This window comes from Nitrososphaera sp. AFS (assembly GCF_009898475.1).
Classification (GTDB): Archaea; Thermoproteota; Nitrososphaeria; order Nitrososphaerales; family Nitrososphaeraceae; genus Nitrosopolaris.
This window is the reverse complement of sequence record NZ_QURE01000019.1, coordinates 20,949-41,004: the sequence shown is the minus strand read 5'-3', so window position 1 is coordinate 41,004 and position 20,056 is coordinate 20,949. Positions and strand designations below refer to the sequence as shown.

At 40.2% G+C, this 20,056-nt stretch carries 23 protein-coding genes; 8 read left to right on the top strand and 15 right to left on the bottom strand.

Going from position 1 to position 20,056, the window contains the following annotated elements; genetic code table 11:
• A partial coding sequence (locus DYY65_RS04075; RefSeq protein WP_162476704.1) for an Ig-like domain-containing protein occupies nucleotides 1-1,255 on the top strand: 1,255 nt, incomplete at its 5' end.
• A gap of 320 nt (nucleotides 1,256-1,575) precedes the next feature.
• On the opposite strand, the gene DYY65_RS04070 is transcribed toward DYY65_RS04075, so the two are convergent.
• Nucleotides 1,576-2,166 (bottom strand): NUDIX hydrolase, encoded by a 591-nt coding sequence (locus DYY65_RS04070; protein ID WP_162476703.1) that lies wholly within the window; start codon nucleotides 2,164-2,166, stop codon nucleotides 1,576-1,578.
• A gap of 146 nt (nucleotides 2,167-2,312) precedes the next feature.
• Here DYY65_RS04070 and DYY65_RS04065 point away from each other — a divergent pair, with 146 nt between their 5' ends.
• Together DYY65_RS04065 and DYY65_RS04060 are read left to right on the top strand one after the other, a co-directional pair.
• Complete coding sequence (locus tag DYY65_RS04065; protein ID WP_162476702.1) at nucleotides 2,313-2,735, top strand: hypothetical protein; 423 nt, start codon at nucleotides 2,313-2,315, stop codon at nucleotides 2,733-2,735.
• Nucleotides 2,736-2,740: 5 nt separating this feature from the next.
• Nucleotides 2,741-4,378 (top strand): ABC1 kinase family protein, encoded by a 1,638-nt coding sequence (locus tag DYY65_RS04060; RefSeq protein WP_162476701.1) that lies wholly within the window; start codon nucleotides 2,741-2,743, stop codon nucleotides 4,376-4,378.
• Between the two features lie 28 nt (nucleotides 4,379-4,406).
• On the opposite strand, the gene DYY65_RS04055 is transcribed toward DYY65_RS04060, so the two are convergent.
• From DYY65_RS04055 to hsp14, 4 genes are all read right to left on the bottom strand, one after another.
• Nucleotides 4,407-4,643: a hypothetical protein gene (locus tag DYY65_RS04055; RefSeq protein ID WP_162476700.1), complete on the bottom strand. Its 237-nt coding sequence runs from the start codon at nucleotides 4,641-4,643 to the stop codon at nucleotides 4,407-4,409.
• The gene (locus DYY65_RS04050) at nucleotides 4,618-4,878 is read right to left on the bottom strand and encodes an AAA-associated domain-containing protein (protein ID WP_162476699.1); all 261 of its coding nucleotides are present in this window, start codon (nucleotides 4,876-4,878) and stop codon (nucleotides 4,618-4,620) included. The genes DYY65_RS04055 and DYY65_RS04050 overlap by 26 nt, the downstream gene beginning before the upstream one ends.
• A 93-nt stretch (nucleotides 4,879-4,971) precedes the next feature.
• On the bottom strand, nucleotides 4,972-5,886 hold the full coding sequence (locus tag DYY65_RS04045) for an ABC transporter ATP-binding protein (protein WP_162476698.1): 915 nt from the start codon (nucleotides 5,884-5,886) through the stop codon (nucleotides 4,972-4,974).
• A gap of 496 nt (nucleotides 5,887-6,382) precedes the next feature.
• Nucleotides 6,383-6,769, bottom strand: coding sequence for an archaeal heat shock protein Hsp14 (gene hsp14, locus DYY65_RS04040; protein ID WP_162476697.1), 387 nt, complete (start codon nucleotides 6,767-6,769; stop codon nucleotides 6,383-6,385).
• A 452-nt stretch (nucleotides 6,770-7,221) separates the two neighbouring features.
• On the opposite strand from hsp14, the gene DYY65_RS04035 reads away from it, so the two are divergent.
• Entirely contained in the window at nucleotides 7,222-8,208 is a 987-nt protein-coding gene (locus tag DYY65_RS04035; protein WP_162476696.1) for a glycoside hydrolase family 130 protein, read from the top strand.
• A gap of 32 nt (nucleotides 8,209-8,240) precedes the next feature.
• Here DYY65_RS04035 and DYY65_RS04030 read toward each other — a convergent pair whose 3' ends face one another.
• The 5 genes from DYY65_RS04030 to DYY65_RS04010 form a co-directional block, all read right to left on the bottom strand.
• Nucleotides 8,241-8,900 (bottom strand): O-methyltransferase, encoded by a 660-nt coding sequence (locus DYY65_RS04030; protein WP_162476695.1) that lies wholly within the window; start codon nucleotides 8,898-8,900, stop codon nucleotides 8,241-8,243.
• A 63-nt stretch (nucleotides 8,901-8,963) separates the two neighbouring features.
• Complete coding sequence (locus DYY65_RS04025) at nucleotides 8,964-9,338, bottom strand: hypothetical protein (protein ID WP_162476694.1); 375 nt, start codon at nucleotides 9,336-9,338, stop codon at nucleotides 8,964-8,966.
• An 86-nt stretch (nucleotides 9,339-9,424) separates the two neighbouring features.
• A complete protein-coding gene (gene rpsJ / locus DYY65_RS04020; protein ID WP_162476693.1) occupies nucleotides 9,425-9,736 on the bottom strand; it encodes a 30S ribosomal protein S10 in 312 nt (103 codons plus the stop codon).
• 13 nt (nucleotides 9,737-9,749) lie between these two features.
• Nucleotides 9,750-11,063, bottom strand: a complete 1,314-nt coding sequence (gene tuf / locus DYY65_RS04015; RefSeq protein ID WP_162476692.1) for a translation elongation factor EF-1 subunit alpha — start codon at nucleotides 11,061-11,063, stop codon at nucleotides 9,750-9,752.
• Between the two features lie 175 nt (nucleotides 11,064-11,238).
• A complete protein-coding gene (locus DYY65_RS04010) occupies nucleotides 11,239-11,586 on the bottom strand; it encodes a phosphomannose isomerase type II C-terminal cupin domain (protein WP_236561651.1) in 348 nt (115 codons plus the stop codon).
• Nucleotides 11,587-12,176: 590 nt separating this feature from the next.
• Between DYY65_RS04010 and DYY65_RS04005 the strand changes: the two genes are divergently transcribed.
• Both DYY65_RS04005 and DYY65_RS04000 read left to right on the top strand, forming a co-directional pair.
• Nucleotides 12,177-12,563 (top strand): hypothetical protein, encoded by a 387-nt coding sequence (locus DYY65_RS04005; RefSeq protein WP_162476691.1) that lies wholly within the window; start codon nucleotides 12,177-12,179, stop codon nucleotides 12,561-12,563.
• 86 nt (nucleotides 12,564-12,649) lie between these two features.
• Entirely contained in the window at nucleotides 12,650-13,015 is a 366-nt protein-coding gene (locus DYY65_RS04000) for a hypothetical protein (protein WP_162476690.1), read from the top strand.
• Between the two features lie 27 nt (nucleotides 13,016-13,042).
• Here DYY65_RS04000 and DYY65_RS03995 read toward each other — a convergent pair whose 3' ends face one another.
• The 5 genes from DYY65_RS03995 to pyrB form a co-directional block, all read right to left on the bottom strand.
• Entirely contained in the window at nucleotides 13,043-13,597 is a 555-nt protein-coding gene (locus DYY65_RS03995) for a cupredoxin domain-containing protein (protein ID WP_236561650.1), read from the bottom strand.
• A 22-nt stretch (nucleotides 13,598-13,619) separates the two neighbouring features.
• Nucleotides 13,620-15,290: a cytochrome b gene (locus DYY65_RS03990; protein ID WP_236561649.1), complete on the bottom strand. Its 1,671-nt coding sequence runs from the start codon at nucleotides 15,288-15,290 to the stop codon at nucleotides 13,620-13,622.
• 6 nt (nucleotides 15,291-15,296) lie between these two features.
• On the bottom strand, nucleotides 15,297-15,911 hold the full coding sequence (locus tag DYY65_RS03985) for a twin-arginine translocation signal domain-containing protein (RefSeq protein ID WP_162476710.1): 615 nt from the start codon (nucleotides 15,909-15,911) through the stop codon (nucleotides 15,297-15,299).
• Nucleotides 15,912-16,374: 463 nt separating this feature from the next.
• Nucleotides 16,375-17,040, bottom strand: a complete 666-nt coding sequence (locus tag DYY65_RS03980) for a translation initiation factor IF-6 (RefSeq protein WP_162476688.1) — start codon at nucleotides 17,038-17,040, stop codon at nucleotides 16,375-16,377.
• A gap of 382 nt (nucleotides 17,041-17,422) precedes the next feature.
• Complete coding sequence (pyrB, locus tag DYY65_RS03975; protein WP_370519289.1) at nucleotides 17,423-18,355, bottom strand: aspartate carbamoyltransferase; 933 nt, start codon at nucleotides 18,353-18,355, stop codon at nucleotides 17,423-17,425.
• Between the two features lie 157 nt (nucleotides 18,356-18,512).
• Between pyrB and DYY65_RS03970 the strand changes: the two genes are divergently transcribed.
• Together DYY65_RS03970 and DYY65_RS03965 are read left to right on the top strand one after the other, a co-directional pair.
• Entirely contained in the window at nucleotides 18,513-18,944 is a 432-nt protein-coding gene (locus DYY65_RS03970) for a translation initiation factor IF-2 subunit beta (RefSeq protein WP_370519288.1), read from the top strand.
• A gap of 690 nt (nucleotides 18,945-19,634) precedes the next feature.
• Nucleotides 19,635-19,850 (top strand): hypothetical protein, encoded by a 216-nt coding sequence (locus tag DYY65_RS03965; protein ID WP_162476686.1) that lies wholly within the window; start codon nucleotides 19,635-19,637, stop codon nucleotides 19,848-19,850.
• Nucleotides 19,851-20,056: the final 206 nt, after the last annotated feature.

The window sequence follows — 20,056 nt, the reverse complement described above, 5'->3', positions numbered from 1 at the left end:
AGATAGTCACGGAGTAAACAGTACCATCGCTACTGTATCTATAACAGTCAATCCAGTACAACAACCACCACCGACTCAGAAACCCACTGCCAATAACATAATCGTTCATGCTACCAGAAGCTCGCCCGTACAAATACCCCTATCCGGCACCTCTCCAATTCAAAATGATATCCTAAAGTTCTCGGTGGTAACTAAGCCACAAAATGGTGTCGTTACTAATGGAACGGTCTCAAGCGACAAATTTTATACCGCGAATCAAGGCTTTACTGGTACGGACAGCTTCACCTACAAATCTATAGATGGACAAGGAGTTAGCAGCGATCCGGCGACGGTAACGATAATAGTGGGTGCGGGCAATTCGACAGGAGGTGGAAATACAACCTCTCCCGGATTCGATAAATTCGGCGTGAAAGAGCTGTATCCATCAAAGCCAAGTGGTGAGCAATGGTTCTTTGATGCTAACAATCCGAACGGTGACCCTAGAACCGGTACACCTAACGAAGGACCACATACTACTTTCACGCAGAAAAATCCAGATGGGAGTTGGAGAGTCCAGAGTTCCGAAGTCCGCTATGGAGTCCTGACTTCAACCCTGTTCCAAGAAAACCAGATAAAGACTCTCAATCAAAAGCAAATGGCAGCTCAGGGCTACATGCTCAGGCCTAATGACTGGAAGAATGTGGAGTTAACAGCCTATTTGCGAGTGGTTCATGCAACGAGTTCAAGTTCTAATGGTGCATCTCACATTGAGTTTGGTGCTCATGGGGCAAGAAATACCAGTGGAGGTAGTGTAGGAGGATTCGATAGCAGCTGTGAAGCTACTGCATATCATTCCAATACTTATCTCACCGGCCGAGTTAAGTTTGAAAAAGACCTAAAGCATACACCAGGATATTCTGTGGAAAGTGCTGACCCTCAGAAATTAAACCAAGTGAATACAACTGAATTCAAGAACGGGAATTGGATAGGGATCAAAGCAGTGGTATATGACTTCCCGAACGGCTCCGTGAAAGTTGAGCAATGGGTAGATGACCACTCTAGCAACGTTGTGCCTGGAAATCACTGGCGCAAGGTCTTGGAAACCGTTGACCATGGGCAATGGGGTCCTACTAGGGGAAGCATAGATGGAGCCTGCGGGGGAGGCGAATTCCAAATTGCTTCGTGGGGAGGGCCGATTGCACTCTTTAGATGGGACAACATCGATAGCATGGATATTAAAGATGCAAGTGTAAGGGAAATAACCCCCCCTGCCTAGTTTTTTGCTCAAACCTGTCGTTTTGTGGTCGATAGCCGTGCCTATCAGAAATGGAGAACCTTCAACCAAAACGATCTACCCGGTCCTCATAATATTAAGGTCGCCTGCCCACGACAGGAAAAAGAGGCCGAAAATGTAACTATTAAATCGCAGTCAGCTGACCCTATATGTCCAGCTTTAACTAGAGAAAGCAGTAAAAGGTACCTTTTTTTAATTCACCAATTTGCGAGATCCAGAATTGAGGTCCTTTACTAGAAATAATTGGATAGTCATCTCAATTCAGTCGATTCAACATTCATCAACATTATTTGTACTCGTCATCATTTAATGTTCTTTATGTAATCTTTAGCTTGCATGGGATGAGCCAAGCTTTTCGAAGACATCCCGATAAGCTTGTTAAAAGCAAGAACCGCCGCAATAGTTTTGCTATCCTGAATTTCGCCGTTGATGCATTTTTCAACGGCAGAGTTAACGCTAACTCTGCGTATTCTTATATTTTCGTCGTCATCTCTATTAATTTGATGTGTTTTCTTAAGATCTTTCGCAATATATATGCGAATATATTCAGTATTATAACCTGGAGCCAAATACATCTTCAGAAGCGGTGTGAGTTTTCCGATATAGCCTATTTCCTCACTCATCTCCCTTAGAGCTGCTCGCCTAGGGGTCTCCCGTTTCTCAATGCTGCCGGCTGGGATTTCTAGCAATCTTTTGCCTGCTGCGTTTCTGAACTGGCTTACGAATAGAATCTCAGAATCTCCTATTAGCGGAATTATTCCTACTGATGGTGAATGTTCAACGATTTCCTGTTTGATTACTTTGCCACCGAGTAAGAATTTGTCAATCCTCAGCGATACATTTCCAGAATATATCTGCTTCGTAAATTTTCGTCTTGCAGTGGTACTAGACACATCTATTTAACACCGATAATGTCTAAAAATAATTTTGTGAATACTAGGATGTTTTTCAGAGCATAGACGTTAATTGAGCCAAGAAACGAGGTTTGATGCATAATGATGAAGTATGAAGAAAAGTTAATTTTATATTCCATTTTGGTTTGTTGGTTTATGTGGATTTTCTTGACGGAGAAGGCTGTATTATTGTACCCAAATCCGTCAGGCCAATAATAGACTATAAGGAATCATTCTTCGGTACCAAAAAAGGTGCCAAGAAACAGTTTCGCCATGGCAATCTCCACATACGGCAGTTTGAAAATTACTATACGGTCCACACGGATAAGGTCGACCCGGCAAAAGATCCACTGGGACATCTCCTGATGGATGCTCCTGAATATTTTATCGCTTCAATAATAGGACTGAAAGTTGCACAGCAGACTGCTTGTAGGGGTCATCACGGTAGAAATGATAGTCATAGAATGATAAATGACCTGAGCAAAGCCTTTCAGGCAGGTGTCGCCGGAGCCATTTTTTCTTATGCGATTACCAGCATTATCAAGCAATTGACAAGGGTAAGTAAGTAAGCGTTTTGGAGAATCCATCGCAAATCCAACGACGGGATAAAGTAAATACACCCGAAAAAACGAAAAAAAAATACTTTAGAAGAAAACCGTCAAAAATTCAAGTTGCAAGGGTTATTCTAAAGCTTTTGCCGTTTGTAATTCGTCTGAGAAAAGATCGACGTGAATGGGTCAAGCGAGAGGGGAAAAATATCAATGAAAAAAAATACCGTAAAAATGCGCAGAGAGGCTTGAGGATTTTTATCGATCTTGGCCCATCATATATTAAACTTGGGCAGTGGCTATCAACTCGTGCTGACATACTGCCCCAACCATATCTGGAGGTGTTGTCTACATTGCAGGATGAAGTTCCCCCAGCTCCATTTTCAAGGACTAGGCCTATAATTGAAGCAGAGCTAGGGGAAATCAAGAATATCTTTGACGAATTTGATATTAGTCCGCTAAATGGTGCGAGTCTAGGTCAAGTTTATTTGGCAACTTATAAGGCCAAAAAAGTTGTTGTTAAGGTCAGTCGTCCAGATATTGAAGATATAGTAGAAAAGGATATTGCTATTCTAAGAGCCATTTTACCAATTGCCACACGCTTTATAGATCCAAATTTACGATTTTCTGCAGAGGCTATGTTTTCACAATTTATTGAAACTATTCATGAGGAAATGGATTACAGGATAGAAGCTGCTAATTTGGCAGCAATCAAGCAGAACCTCAAAGGCGACAAGATGGTAATCATCCCAAACGTAGTTTTAGAAAGAACAACTCGACATGTAATTACTCTAGAATATGTCCCAGGCATCAAGATCACTGATATAGAATCTCTAGACCAGGCAGGAATTGATAGGCAAAAGCTAGTGGTTAGAGTGCATCACGTGTTTTTTAAAATGCTTTTGCATCATAACCTCTTTCATGCCGACCCACATCCCGGAAATATATCTGTATCAAAGACAGGCCAGATAATTCTTTATGATTTTGGAATGGTAGGTAGATTAGAAAACGAGACTCGTTTAAAATTAATAAGGTTATATCTGAGCTTATTGGAAAAAGACCCTACTAGGGCAGTAAATGTCTTGATAGAGCTGGGTTCATTGGAGCCCGATGTTAACCGTTTTGTAGTGGAAAGAGCATTAGAACTTAGTATTAGATCATTACATGGTACGAAAGTGGATAGAATGGAAGTACGGGCTTTGATGGATCTTGCCAATAAAACACTAAGCAAATTTCCGTTTAGATTACCAAAGAATCTTGCATTATATATGCGTATGACCTCCATAGTTGAAGGAATTTATCAACATCATAATGTAGATTTACGTTTTGTTAGAGTACTCTCACAATTACTGGAGCAAGAAGGGCTTATAAAAGAAGCGTATTTGGAGGAAATAAAATATTCTATTAATAGATTTGCAAAGGGTATAGAGCAATCAGTTGAGCTTGCTCCCTTGATGAAATCTTATCTGGACACAAGAATGACTAATCATGATGGACACAAAATTAGTAACAACTTTCTTGGAGCAAGTTTATTTGCATCAGCCTTGTTCCTGGGCACGGTTTATTTTAGTGACCATAACCCCAATTTGTTGTACATGGGATTCATTTTGTCTGCTGGGATATTTGGAATATCTTTAGTAGCGGCCATTCGAAAATGGTTTTAACCTTACTTAACGAATAAGATATTCGACACTACCTGAAACTTCTAATGCTTATGCTTTCTTCGTTTGCGTCGTAGTTAAAAACGAGAGCTTGTCTACCCCATTCGACAATCCAATTAAACTCATCGGAATCGCCTCCGTTAGCATTTGGCGTGGTTATATCATGATTTGAGACAAATTGGATTACGTCATCCTTGGTTATTCGACCTTTTTCGCTTTGCTTTACTAGTTCGACTAATTTTCTAAAGGCTTCCAGGTTTATTACCACGTCGCGCAACAGGGCTAGCTGCAATAAATAGATGTCCTTTTTCAGTTATTGACACATCTCCTGCAGTGACTTGAATTAGGCCAAGCATTTCACCCGAGTCGAGAATTGGTAGTAGATCATCTAACTCTAATCCTTGTCTAGATGCAATACCAGCTATGTCCGACTTTCCACCTAGATCATTCAAGATTTCTAAGAAGCCAACGAGAACGCTATAATGAACCTTTGGTATATCCAAGTTATTCTATATACTAATCTATAAACTAGCCTATGATTTAAATTTTTAGACCTGGCCGCAATCTAAAATTTGGATATCAGAGTTATTTTACTATCATGCGATTAGCGTTGTTATCTGATCCGTATATTCATAAATCGATGCATCGCGCTTTTCGCGAGGTCTAGGGATATCGATATACAAATCCTTAACTACCCGCGCAGGCCGTTGACTCAAAATCACTACCCTATCCGAAAGATATACTGCCTCCTCCACGTTGTGGGTTACCATCATGACTACGTCAGGTGTGGTTAGGCGGTTGCTCCAGACTTTAAGAATCTCTTCTCTTAGAGCTTCAGCTGTCAAGGGATCAAGTGCAGAAAAAGGTTCATCCATTAAGAGGACCTCCGGATCCAGCACTAATGCCCTGGCAATCCCGACCCTCTGTTTCATCCCTCCAGACAGTTCCCTAGGATATGCATTCTCGAAGCCTTCTAAGCCTACTTCCTGGATTATATTTACAGATTTCTTCCTTCTTTCCTCTTTTGAAATGTGAATAGATTCTAGTCCAAACTCTACGTTCTCAACTACTGTCAACCAAGGGAACAGTCCAAATGATTGGAACACCATCGCCATGTGGGGGTCCACTTTATCTTTGAGTTGCTCGCCTTTTATCATAACTTCTCCAGAGGTGCATTTCTCCAACCCCATCATAATCCTTAACAAAGTAGATTTGCCGCCACCAGATGGTCCAACTACGGAAATGTATTCGTGACTATTTATCGACAGGGAAATATTATTCAAGACAACGATTTTTTTCCCACGGTCGTCTACGTACTCTTTGGTAATATCCCTGAGCTCTAGTAAAGGTGTAGCCTGGTTCCTATTAACGCGTGAGCCACTATTATAATCATTAACTAAAAATGGAGAAGTAGGGACTACATTTTCGTCTATCAAACTAGGTTGATGTTCATTCCCTTTGTGGCCTTCATAGCCACTACCATTAGGGTTTGCATCCTTGCCTAGTTTCATGTAAATATCATATTAGTTCAAACATCTAGAATATATAGACAACTCTTCTCACAAAGAAGATAGAATAGTTGCAATTAGTGACATATGTATCTTTTTTGAGAGATAGATGTACCATACATGTGCACTATAACCCGATTTTACCTTATTAGTATAGGCTGCCAGCAAACGTGCCGTTTACAAGATCAAATTCATAAACACATTGTTATAAACTTTCATACTAGGAAAAATTTTTGCGAAACCAGTAATTCATATCAGAAAAAGTCTCTTCTAACTAAAATTTCTATAAATCAAAAGATCATCAACTACTTGGCTGGATAAAGTTTGCAGTATAATTCAAAAATAATATCATTCAGGCACTATTTCCAATATCACTATAAATGGTTCATGTGCTATTCGTAGCGAAAATGACTGGTGGTTTGTAGGTTGAATTCGAAATTGTGATAGGAGCTACGTTAAATATGCAAATGATGGAAAAAGGTCTAGTGTAGTTGTCGTGTTAAGTTATCGGTATATTGCTTGACCTGGGGATTGGAATTTTAAGGGTGACTACACCATCCGCGTATGTAGCTGTTCCAATAACCCTTTCGTCATCTGCCACAGAAAAAGGCAATGGCACTTTTTTATCTATATGGTTAGGCCTCTGTCTATAGTAAATTGTCCCAATGATTTCCTCAGATTCTCTTCTAGCATTAATAGACAAGACATTTTCGATTATACTTAATTTAATATCCTTCTTCGAAAATCCTGGCAGGTCAATAATGATTACTAATTCATTTCCTTCTTCAAACATATCAATAGGTGGTAGTATAAATTCATAAAATTCCCTAGATCTATTTCCAATTTCCTTTGCAAACTCTTTTGCCACATACTGTGCAAAACCCATATCCTACACTATATATTATTGATATAAATCCTTTGTTCTTTCGCTATCGCAATAGGGGCCTCAGAAATGATAGTATTATTGGATAAACTTGAACATGGGATGTGCCTAAACAAACCTTCCATCGATTAAGAAGACTTTTAGCAGTAGTCGTTTAAAGGACTCGAGGTTCTTTAGATCTCCCTCCCACAGCATGCAAATTATAAAAAGTTACTCAGTATGTACCTGTACAACTCATCAATTGATATCTTTAGTTATTCTTATAAGGTTTGTCTTTTAGCTCAATATGTCATAAGTAAAGCGTTTGGAATCTAAAAAGGTAGTTGAATCTTGAATTACTGCAAGAATCTATATAGTGTCAATGGAGGAGTAGTCTACTCTTTACAAAATTCTGTCGAGCACTCTTCTGAATTTAAGGTCGATCACTAGACGGGATTGATAGAGATGAAGATTTTATGAAGACAATCCATCTTGAACGCAATAAAAATAACCCTATATTGACTCCAAAAAAATCGAGCTGGTGGGAGTCACAAGCGGTCTTTAACTGCGCTATACTGTACACCGACACCCGTATCCATATGCTGTATCGAGCAATAGGAGAATACGAGAATTACATTTCAAGAATAGGTTATGCATCAGGTACTGACGGAATTACTTTTGACAGGTATGATGAGCCTGTAATGGTACCAGAAGAATCTTATGAGAAATACGGTATAGAGGACCCCAGACTTGTAGAGATAGACCATCAAATTTATTTGAGTTACGTGACACTCTCTGGTTACGTTAGAGAAAATCCGGAAGCTTCTACTGCTTTGGCAACCACTAGTGATTTTAGGAATTACGTAAGGCTTGGGATTATTACCAGTAAGGGATCCGATAACAAAGATGTCGTACTGTTTCCCGAAAAAGTAAACGCAATCCCTCAAAATTCAAATAAAAAACTAGACAATAAAACTACTACTTATCTTTTCTTACATCGCCCTACAAGTTGGGTTGGTCCAAAATTTGGCGTAGCTAAGCCCAGCATCTGGCTTGGCGAAGGTAATGCTCTCACCAAATTTGAGAGGCATACCTTGCTTATGCAACCGGAGCAAGATTGGGAGCAGTTAAAGATTGGAGCCGGTCCACCGCCATTAAAGACAAGAGCTGGTTGGCTATTATTGTACCATGGAAAAGATAGTGCGGCAGTTTATAGGACTGGCGCTGCCGTTTTGGATTTAAATGATCCATCCAAAGTACTAGGTAGGACCAAAAAACCTATTCTTGAACCGACAGAACCATATGAAAAAAATGGAGACGTAAACAATGTTGTTTTTCCAACTGGAATTTGTGTCATCGACAATAAATTATTTGTTTATTATGGTGCAGCTGACAAGGTTTGTTGTTTGGCAACGATAGAACTTGAAACCTTGTTGGATTATATCCTAGCCGATAATAGATAAATTTAATTCATGTTATCCGGCTTTACAGAAGTTTAAAATAATTTAGTTGTAAGTTCCTCGCCATTGCCTATCGCTACGGTCACAGTTTTAACGGAATTGTCACTGCGAATATAATTAGCATACTCTGACATGAAACCTCTATATTCTTCTGGATAAAGCATATTATCAGTTGCGATGATACCTCCGATTCTAAGTATTGGGAGGACCATGTCAAAATATTCAGTCAAGCATTCTTTGTCTGCGTCCAAGAAAATAAAGTCAAACAAGCCATCTGTTTTTTGAACCCCTTCAGTCCGTTTAAAGTCCTTTAGTATGTCATGAAGTACTGTCTTTGCGTTTCCTTCTAAAACCTCAATTAGGTTTTCAACACCGGCCTCTGCAAAATTCTCTGAGGCTCTCTTGATCTTTGACGGGTTCATTTCCACAGTAATGATGGGTTTTATATTTATTGATTCCATCGAATTATTATAAACAAGTGCATTCGCAAACCATAGAGTTGAATATCCAACAGAAGTTCCAATTTCTAAAATTCGTTTTGCTTTCATAGCAATTAGCAATATTTCAAATAACTTCCCTGTGTCATAAGTAATTGCAAGCATTTCCTCCCCAGAAGCGGCTTGGCTCTTTCCGGAACGTTCGAGCTCAGACTGTTTGGCAAGTTTGGATAATATTCTTTCTATTGTGGTGGCCATTGGTTATTCTATTAATGCATGGCATTTAAAGCCAACATTATCAGGCGATATTTAGGTCCAAATTCAAGTATTTTTAAAAGACCTTATTTTAGAAATAATTTCAGAACTGAGCTTAACGGTATAAGCAGCTGCGTCATCAGAATTGTAATGTGATAGCTGCTCAAGGAACTTCGACTTATCTCTGCCCCTCTCATACATGCCCCCTGATTCCTTAATGCAGAGCGAAAACTTTTGCAATTTAACTTCTTGAGATCTTAAATAACGGATAAAGTTTCTATAACTTTCAATATCATACCAATCCCACTGATTCTCCTCGCAGCACATTATCCAAACATCTATGGTGTTTTGGAAGAGAGCTTTGGATCGAAGCTGCTCCAGACCTATGGTGCTATTCTTGTCTCCTAGTTTTATCCTACGCCCAGCTCCAATATTATCCACAAACAGTTAAGTGGTGTATATGCAGTGATTGATTGGATTTCTTTTTCTCTCCCTGGCCTTGAACTGGCATTACATATCATCTTTTTTTATTGGGTCAAAGATACTTCTATGTAAACGTCGTCAGGTATCTTCAATCTCATCAGTTGTCGTATTGACCGATCATCAGCACCAAGATCTATTACTCTTCTATGGATCCTTAGCTCATATTTATCGTATGTGTTCGTTCCTTGACCGCAAGGAGACTTTCTTGTGACAACTTTCATTTTCTTAGTAGGAAGAGGGTGTGGACCTTTCAACCGAATTCCATTTTTTTCGCCAATACCCTTTATTTCAGTACACACTCCCTCTAATGTTAGAAGGTTAGTGCTTGTGAGCTTAATTCGCGCTTCCTGTGGCATATAATTTCACTTACTATTTTTTTGACGGATCATACTTTTCTGTTATCGATTTGACAACACCTGCAGCAATAGTTGTGCCCATGTCCCTTAACGCAAATCTTCCAATTTCTGGAAAGTCTTTGAAAGTTTCTATCCCAAGTGGCCTCACAGGTTTTATCTTGACAATCGCGGCATCACCAGTCTTCAAAAACTTTGGCTTCTCTTCTACTGTTCCACCGGATTTGGGATCAATTTTGGCTTGGAACTCTGATAAAGTAGCAGCAACCTGGGCAGTATGAGCATGTAATACAGGTGTATAACCCGGAGCCATCGCGGTGGGATGATGAATTACTATGATCTGTGCTTCAAATTCCTTTGCTACAGTGGGGGGATTGTCAACCGGGCCAATAATGTCACCACGTTTGATGCCTTTCTTGTCAACACCCCTAAGGTTAAAACCTATGTTGTCGCCAGCCTCAGCGTATTCCATCTGAGTGTGATGTGTTTCGATCGATTTTACTTCGCCGGTTATTCCAGAAGGCATCACGATAACTTTATCATTAGCCTTAATTTTTCCGGTTTCAACTCTACCGACGGGAACCGTGCCAACACCCGTAATCGAGTAGACGTCTTGAACCGGAATTCTAAGTGGTTTTCCTATGGGCTTTGCAGGAGCTTCAAACATATCCAAGGCTTCTACTAAGGCGGGGCCCTTGTACCATGACATGTTTTCTGATTTTTTGATCAAGTTATCACCTTTCCATCCTGAGACAGGAATAAAATTTATTTTGGCAGTATTATATCCTACAAGTTTTAACATTTTTTCTACGGATTCCTTCACTTCTTTATATCGAGATTCAGCATAACCCACGTCATCAGCCTTATTAAGTGCAACAACTACCTGTCCTACTCCAAGAGTTCGTGCTAGAAACGCATGTTCTCTAGCCTGGCCCCCTGGTTCAGTAGCAGCTTCAGTCTCACCTGGCTTGAGCGAGACAACGAGTATTGCAACATCGGCCTCTGATGCACCGGTTATCATATTCTTTATGAAGTCCCTGTGACCAGGAGCATCAATCAAAGTGTAAAAATACTTTTGAGTTTCAAATTTTTGAAAAGCGAGATCTATAGTGATACCTCTATCCCTTTCGTCTTTAATACTATCTAGAACCCAAGCATACTTGAAAGTGTCACCTTTTCCAGTTGCTTCTGACTCCTTGGCAAATGCTTCTATGGTGCGTTGCTCGATAACACCTAAATCTACCATCATGTGACCTACGATGGTCGATTTGCCGTTATCAACATGGCCCACAACCACCAAATTCATGTGCGGCTTCTTGCTTGCGCTCATATCGGGTAAACATTCGCAAGGGCTTTATTTGTATTTCGATAAAACTGTTATTATTATCTTGATAGTGATACCATGAGAAAATAGGCTTATCCTGTATGCTAAGTTATTAGGCATGGAAAATTAAAGGAGCTGGGTAATGAATTAAGGGCTCCTGTTTCACATTATGTGTCATGACTCATTTTAAGCGTTGGTAATCGTCTTCAACTCTTACTATGTCGTTTTCATTAAATCTGCCATAAGAAATTTCAAGAATGATGCATAATCCTCCCAATGCTTTCACCCTGTGTCTAGAGCCAGTTGGTATAGTGATATTCTCACGTTCCTTTAATATGTGGGATATTCCGTCTAATTGTACTTCAGCAATGCCTTTGATAATTTCCCAGAACTCCCACCGCTCACGATGATATTGAAGGCTGAGTCTAGCTTCAGGATTGATATAAATTAATTTGACTGTGCATTGCTGATTTTCGTGAAATTTTTTAAAGCTTCCCCAAGGCCTATCCTCGGAGTATGTATCCATCATTATGAAAATACACAGAAATAATTTAAAATTTCCTATGAAGCTGTTATTTCATATGTATCCCATTCGTACCAATACACTTCATCCAATATTCCTATAAGGTACGAATCTAAGAATATGACACCAACACAATTAAATGAAAATACATCTGTTGCACTTTGGTACCGAACTTTAGCCCACCGTTATTCCAAATTTGCTTGCTTGCTTGGTACACCCTTGATAATTCAAATTGGCAGTGCTCTGCATGCCAGCTTTCAAGTTATCAGAACCTACATTTTCAGATCTACTCCTTACAAAAGGGTCTGAATGGGAAAATTGGAGACAAAATGACATTTGATAGATTTGATCGAAATCGAATGTTTACGAATTATTCAAGCTTCAGCTGGTTGAATGTATGTGACTTTCCTTTCTTCATTCCTTGTTCCGTATACTCTATAGTAGCTGGTAAGCTATGATAAAATTAGCGCAAAAGAGAAAGGTAGCGAGCATTTTTTTGAACAACTTGACTTTCCCACAATACTCGTTTTATAAGGGCTTGATTTAGTGGGATAGTTGATAACCCGGCTATCCATACTATCTTTTCAACGACTACATTGACGGTTGCTAATAACTTCGCTCTCCAGCAAAATAAGGCTCAACTCGCGGCTGAGTGGATCAACTCCTACGCCATAAAAAACAACAGGAATCTTGAACTAGAGTTAGAGGGTTATTTTCTACATACTACTAATTTTGGAGACTTTGAGGTCGTCTCCTGGAAAGGCGACTGGGCAGCTGCGCGTAAGATGATGATAGTTGCCAGTAGAAAGCTAAATATCAAAGTGGTAGATTCGGGCTATCATGCCAAGGGACATCTTCTTTCCTCCCTTTTGGGAATATCACGAGAGTTTGCGAAAGTGTACAGCGGAGGGAGTATAATAGGACACTTGGAGTTAACTACAAAATCAGGCAAATGGGTGGTAAAGGGCGAAAAACTTCTATGATTAAAAGCCAATACGAGATGTTTAAATACAATTGAACATTTACGACCGGAATGATGCCGAAGCAAAGGTGGGGTAGAAACTAGCAGATGGCCAGTGCTAACGGGGTTTCAATCGTGATTGAAAAAAGCCAGGTTTCACATGGTGAGGAAGTCCATGGCAGAATAAACTTGACTTTCCCTGGAAGGTTTGATAGCATAGTGATAAATTCTAATATTGAAAACTCCAATGACACATTTGCCTTTACGAGTATCAATGGAACGAGAATCAACCATTCATATGCGCGATTTTCAATTTTACGTGATGATATAGGAGATTCAAAAACCCTGGAATTTGCTGCCAGAACAGAGCATACTCCGATATCGGAATATACGAATGCTAAGTTCAGGGTAGCTGTTATTCAAGAACATAAGGAAGTAGCTAGTGATTTGGCGTTTGTTAGGATATCAAGGTAAAGAATAGTCCTCTCACTTTATTATGCATTAAAACTTCTGCTTCGCAATCGTAACTTTGCCTTGCATCCAAGGGTGGGGTTCACAATGGTACGAGTATGCCCCATCTGTCGTAAATACAAAAGTAAATTTCTGTTTTGGAGGAATCAATCCAATATGTTGAATAGAATTGAACGACCCAGAAATAGCGTCGGTGTAACCATCATTTGAGGTGACGGAGTGCGGAACTGAATCTGTGTTGGTCCAAGTTACTCTATTGGACACACCCAAGTTACCTTGAGCTGCCTTTGGTACGAAGTTTATGGATTGGGATGGATTGGATGCACCAGGTACGATCGTGACCTTGGTAGTTTGGGGGGGGTTGAGGACTTCAGGGGGGAGTACTGGTTTTTCATTCGATTGAGGAATGTAGAGAAATTGGTAGTAGCTCAAGCTTATTGCAACTGCAACTACAAATGCTATAATGCTAATTCCAGCGGTATTGTTTTCTAGAATCCCTCGCCGTTCCATAAAATGAACCCACCTCTCGCTATTCTCAGGTTCTACTGAACTTGCACATATAAAGTTTGTTTGAGCCTTTCGCAAGTAAAATGAGCCGGTTTACCCCCTACATTCTTGTTTCCTTAGAGGAGTCGGTGTCGGTTGTTTTATCTATATCCTGCATCCTGGCCTCTGAGAGAGATTTTTCGGGCATTGCACCTTTTGTTAGAGATGGATCCTTGGCTGCGCCCAAATTTGCTTGCCTTGTAACAGTATCTGCACGTGATGGAGATTGAGTAGCAACTGTTTGACCTTTGGGCGAGGGGGGAGGTGACAATATCTTGCTGGGCCCTGGAGGTAAGCTAGGTGAGGGAGGACTTGGTCGGGTTGGTATAGGTTTTGCACCTGATGGGGGTGCTACAGGTTTTATTGGAGGGCGAGGAGTAGCTGGAGTTGCCTTGGCGTGCCTGTAAAGATGATACATGCCAGCAAATACAAGCATTATGATGCCCACTATGAACAATGAGAAGTTCTTCATGCCGCTCAGGACAGCATAGTAAGCAGCGATGTTAAGATAGATTTGAAACGCTAGCAGAGCTACAAATATGATGTAAATCCAGTTTTCTGGAATATTGATAGAGCTCTTGCCTGCTGGCTTCCTAGGCTGCGATTTTGCTTTAACTTCAGCATTCTTGGCTAGCTTTATGATCATGTATGTAAAACCAAAGGAAAGTGGAACGAGTAGCAACATGACTGTATAAAGGAAAATTGGATCAATAACTAACCTTTCAAGTAATGATTTTTGAATATTCGGATCAATGTAGAACCCCCAATATGTGGTAACACATATCTGTGCTATACTCGTTATACCCACAGCAGTAACAAGCGGCCTGTCTTTCCATGAAAATTTCTTGTACCTGTCAATAAATGGCATTATCATCAACGTCACTATGAGCAGACCAGGCCATGCAACCCCGGTGACAAATTTATCATATTGACTTCTGAGAAACGCATAGAGCCCAGTTAGATACCATTCAGGCACAGTGATGCCAGGAGGGGAAGTAGGAACGAATTTTGTACCCAGATCTATGGGGAATACGCCTCCGGTGATCATCACTGCTCCAGCTACTGCCATAACCATAGGCACGTCGAATACCAAAAATCTGGGAAAGTGCACAACCATCAAACCCAGTAGCGCTATAGGAAGGAAAAACACGTGGAAAGCATAAAATCTCAAGACAAAGTCGTGGAAACCTCCTCCAAAAAATGCGTCTCTCATTTGTGGCCCCAATATTGGTATAGAGTTTGTAAGGGAAGCTGCGATAGAAATTGCAAGCTCTGATCGTTCACTGAATATGATATCATAACCAGTGAATGCTTCTAGGATAGTAAGAACCCCTATAATTACACCGGTAACCCATATTATCTCGTTTCTGATCTTATATCTCCCGCTGAAATACTGATAATACATGTGTAACAGGGCTACCATAACCATCGCGTTTGACGCATGATAGTGTATATTGCGAATGTGAAAGCCAAACGGAATAGTATTGTTAATATTTTGTACGCTATTCCACGCCCTATCAAGTTCTGGCTCATACCAAAGCATGAGTAAAGCACCGGTAATCCCTAAAATAATGAATAGCACAAAAGTAATCATCCCTAGAAAACCGAGGGGGCTTACGAACCTTCCAGGAAAGGTAAACTTAAGGCCCATAAAAATAGTTCTGTCTATACCAGCATAGACCCATTTGATGAACAAAGACAGACTGTTTTCATGTGAGAGTGCTGTACCCAATTAGATTTACTCCTTCAAAAACCTACCAAAACCAACGATCCCATTTCCATTGGGACTCCAGTTAGGCGGCAAAATCCATATGTTGCCGCTTCCATCCACTTCTAAGTTTAACATCGGAAGAACGTTGCTTGGTGGCGATTGTAGTGATGCTGGGCCTGCAAATGCCTTTCCGGTAAGGGGATCATACATACTGCCGTGACATGGACATTCACCTCGCTTTCTTCCTGGATCTGGCCAATATTTCCATAAACACCACAAGTGTAAGCAGACTTGACTGTACATTCTAAATGCAGAGACATCGCTTCTCGCTCCTCCAAGCTCCTGAGGCAATCGTATAAATTGCCAAAGTCTGAAGGATTCCTGATTTAATACCTGATCGTTGGTCTTGGGGTAAATAACAGATTCTGAGTGGTTGACAGGAAATGTCTTTAAGTTGGCCTGTGTGCCATCCGGCAATATCACTTGAGCCTTTGCGGATACATTAGAAGTAGGATTAGGCAAATATTTGCCCCAATCGATAAATGGTATAAAAGTCACAATCGTACCAGCAGCGGCCATGAGTTTAAGGAAATCACGCCGCGATACCTTCCTTCCAGATCCAGGAGGGCCTTGCTGCGCCATCGAGTACACAAGAAACCCTCATACGTATCTATAAACTTTTGGACTTTCACCATCATAGAGAACATATGAAAATCTTCTGGAATGCGTCACATTATGCCAACCAGCCTTCAAGCTAATGCAATGTTGTTCACTCCCCTCAGGCAGAGTGAAGCCACGACAGAGCAATTTCAAGTGGTAACCACAATTATAGCAAAAAAGTCATGGATTTACACTCTGAGCAAGTCTATCTATATACTAAAAACGCAGAGAAAGATGAATCAGCGTCTAAGGAAATGCAAGAATACGTGCAATGTTCTAGTGTATTTTTGTGGCTGGGTCATTACTGATTCTTTTTGTCTTCATGTTTAATGGTATATCAATATTCAGAACTATATTCTATAAATCATCGGACGCACGGATTTAGCACTCACTGTCGTGATTGGAAATATTTCGAGTTGTGATTTAATGACCTTAATCTATACTATCATTTGAAAATCCTGCTAAGCATAATCAACTCGGGACCACTAGTCGAAGTGCCTACTATCACTGATTTCGAATTTGCCAATATCCCAGATGCTAAAAATGGACTGCCCCCGTTAATTGTGAGAGGTTCAACTTGAACCTGCAGCGTCTCCGATATAGTCATAATTTCGATCTCCGTGGCCTTTGGATGGACCGCCGCTCCAACGTTTGTGGCTACAATCATGGACCCAGATTGAATGAAACCACCAACTGTCATGGAATGAACTGGTACGCCTAGAACATCGCGAACCTGCTGGTCTACCTCGCCCTTAAATAAGGGCGACAATATCGCTCCATTATCGTTGGTAGAGATCAGGTTTCCAATAGCAGTCAATTTACTTTTTAAACGATCAACATTGAGTCCAGTTTCCTTTTTTAGAAGCTGTACCTCTTCCTCTGTCGCAATTGAAGGAACCAAAATTCCGTTATTATTCATCGCAGTCATCGGGCCTATCAATCTCGTGTTAGCAACAGACGTATAGATTTCATTTCTCACCTCCAAGTATTCTATTAGCTTAGCTGCCTTCGTCTTAGCAAAACCGAAAGGCACTATTACTACGGAATCATTCGTCCTTGCAAATAAACCAAGATTAGGACTTTTGTATACACTATACCTATAAATCCCCAAGTAACGAACTTTCTCTCTAATGCTATGAATATGAACCTATTGATAGTGGCCAAGATTCAATCTCCAAAATCGGGTTTAATTTAAATGGCTAAACAGAAATTGAAATCCCCTTTTTAATACTTGGCAGCCATTATAGCTCCTACATGTCAAAGTTGAGAACTCGAACAAAAAGGCGGTTATAACGAATTTCATTTAGAACGTTGACAATACGGCATATTGTCAAAGAAGCTACCCATAGATTCGCAGCAAGAATGTAGAATATCGACAATCATTCTTAAGCTACAATTGCAAACCCATTTTGGTTAAGACTTTTTCGTTCCTATGAACATCAAAACTATTTCCTACCAATGCTATTAAGTTGGTTGCAGTCTCGTTACCCATTTTATATTAGGCGCTCATTTAGTATTAATGCCAATAGAGCAGCCCGCAGCTCCTTTCCATAAGCAGCTTGCTTGAAGTAGATTGCATTCTCAGTATTGTCTATTGAGTGCGAAATTTCTTCTAATCTCGGCATTGGGTGCATAATTGAGACATCAGATTTTGCTCTGCCAAGAATACTGGTGTCAATAGTATATGTCCCTTTTACTTTCTCGTATTCCTGCGGATCGGGAAACCTCTCCTTCTGTATCCTGGTTACATAAATAATATCAAGGTCTGAAAGGATCCTGTCGTCAAGATTTTCATGCTCAATAATTTTTAAATCTTTCATAGCCTCATATATCGATTCCTTTCGTATGCTTAGTGTTGGAGGCGAGATTAGATGAATAGTTACGTCATAATTTGATAGACCATATAGTAGCGAATAGACGGTCCTCCCATACTTTAGGTCGCCGACTATGCCTATATTGAGACCATCGATTCTTTTTTTCACTTTAAGCATTGTGTATAGATCAAGCATGGCTTGGGTCGGATGCTCTTCTCCTCCACTTCCTGCATTAATCAGTGGGTGTTTTGACAGCTCTGCGGCAAATCTGCTTGAACCATCTAACGGATGTCTTAAGACAATGACATCTGAATAAAGATCCATAATTCTGATAGTATCCGCCAGACTTTCACCTTTCTCGACTGAGGCGGTTTTGGAATCAAAAATCCCGATGGAACTTCCTCCTAGCGAAGCCATCGCGGCCTCAAAGCTCATCCTAGTCCTAGTGCTAGGCTCATAAAAGATGTAACCCAGAGTTCTTCCCTTTCCCAATTCCGCTTTCTCATGTGGCTTCAAGGAGGCTACTCTATCGGTACAACTAAAAATGAATTCAAGATCCTTCCTACTGAAATCTTTTATTGAGACTACGTCACGATTAAAAAAGTTCCCCACTTGGATGTCTTCTGGCCCCATTTCCCCTTCATAAGTACGGAATTCATATAATTAAGATTACACTTTACGGACTTATTTGTTCAAGTGTAGATGCCTCTTGATAGATCATACCAATAATTAATAACCTACATAAACCAGCGCCACCTTATCGTTCCTTGTGAACACTCAAGCTAAGTCAGACTATGAAAATATGCTGAAAAGATTACAAGATAAACTGGGAACAGAGTCCAGAAAAGCAGTTTCACGATTAGAAATCCCGACTCCCCAGATTATATGGGTGGGTCAGCGTACAATTTTCAGGAATTTTATGGAATTCCCAAAAGCCCTTCGAAGAGAGCCAGCTAAACTACTATTATATCTGAACAAAGAGCTTGCCTCAGCTGGATATATTGCTGGAGAAAGAGTTATATTTTTGGGTCGAAAAGAGCCCTCTTCCTTCGGCGCACTTATTGATAGGTATGTAAAGGACTATGTAATATGTCCCGTTTGTGGAAGCCCTGATACAAGAACTGAAAAGAACAAGAAGCTAGGCTTTCTTAGATGCGAAGCATGCGGCGCACGATCTTCGATCAAAGCAAATTATGCATGAGTGATATTTCAATCCATTTAATCCTGCTAATCAGCGGCTGTTATATGGTAACATCCATATGATACCAGTAAATCTCACCCGACCTAAAAAAATAAAAATAATCTTCTATCCATTGGGCTGTAAAGTAATCTGATCTGTAGGCTATCTTTTTTGGCCTAGAACTTTCCAACTTGAGTTAATTTGTACATTTAGAAAACGATTCTTAGAGAATCAGGTGGTTTAGAAGAGTAAACTTTGATCATACTAGTGCATCCTACAACTTCTGTAATCATATAATATGAGACCTCTCAATTGGTTCACTAAGAAAACTGAGAACATTTGGGAGATTGGTAATAGTAATATAAAATTGGCGTTGCTATCGCCGTGGATATTAGTATCTGTGCTACGGATAAACGGCTCAAATCTGCGAGATGGATCAAATCGTCTAAATGGTTTAACCCCCAACGTCAATTTGACTATGTAAGTGGGGTATCAGCTGCAGATGGGTTAGTTTGGAGCCTTGAGTCCTTGAGAAATATAAGCAGCTCGCTGCGACATTCTCATTAATTTTATTGAGTAGACATAAAATGTATTGCCAAGTTCAATAAGACTATTTGAAGATAGTGCCATGACTTTTCACAAGAAACGTGGATAAAGCTGACTATTGGTTCTAAGTATGATATTCTTATCTAACAAGGCATGACAGCAATAATGTCACTTCAGCCAGATATTCATTCAACTCAGCTCGAAAGCACTTTTTCAGCGGGCCAAAGTTGGGGAGCACTTAGAAAGGCGTGGAAAGGTTATAGAATTGCTAAAGTTCAAAGTGACAATGTTAAGATGACGGAATATGCTACTAAAATCAGAAAAATCCAAGGTGAACTAGGCATTAGTGTAGCTTCTTTCCCGAATCTAGACATCGCATAGTTCTTTGGCATATCTACCACGTCTTTACTTTTTAGCTCATATACGGCTATCCTATATAGGTAGTAGATGGTCCTAGGACCATCAAGAGCTAGATAGCACTTATCCACATTTTGGAGTCTTCAATAAAGCATCCTCTTAGATATTGGCAGGTTTACCATATTCTCTATAGACCACTTTCCTTTAGTTCAAACTTGCAGTAGATCGGT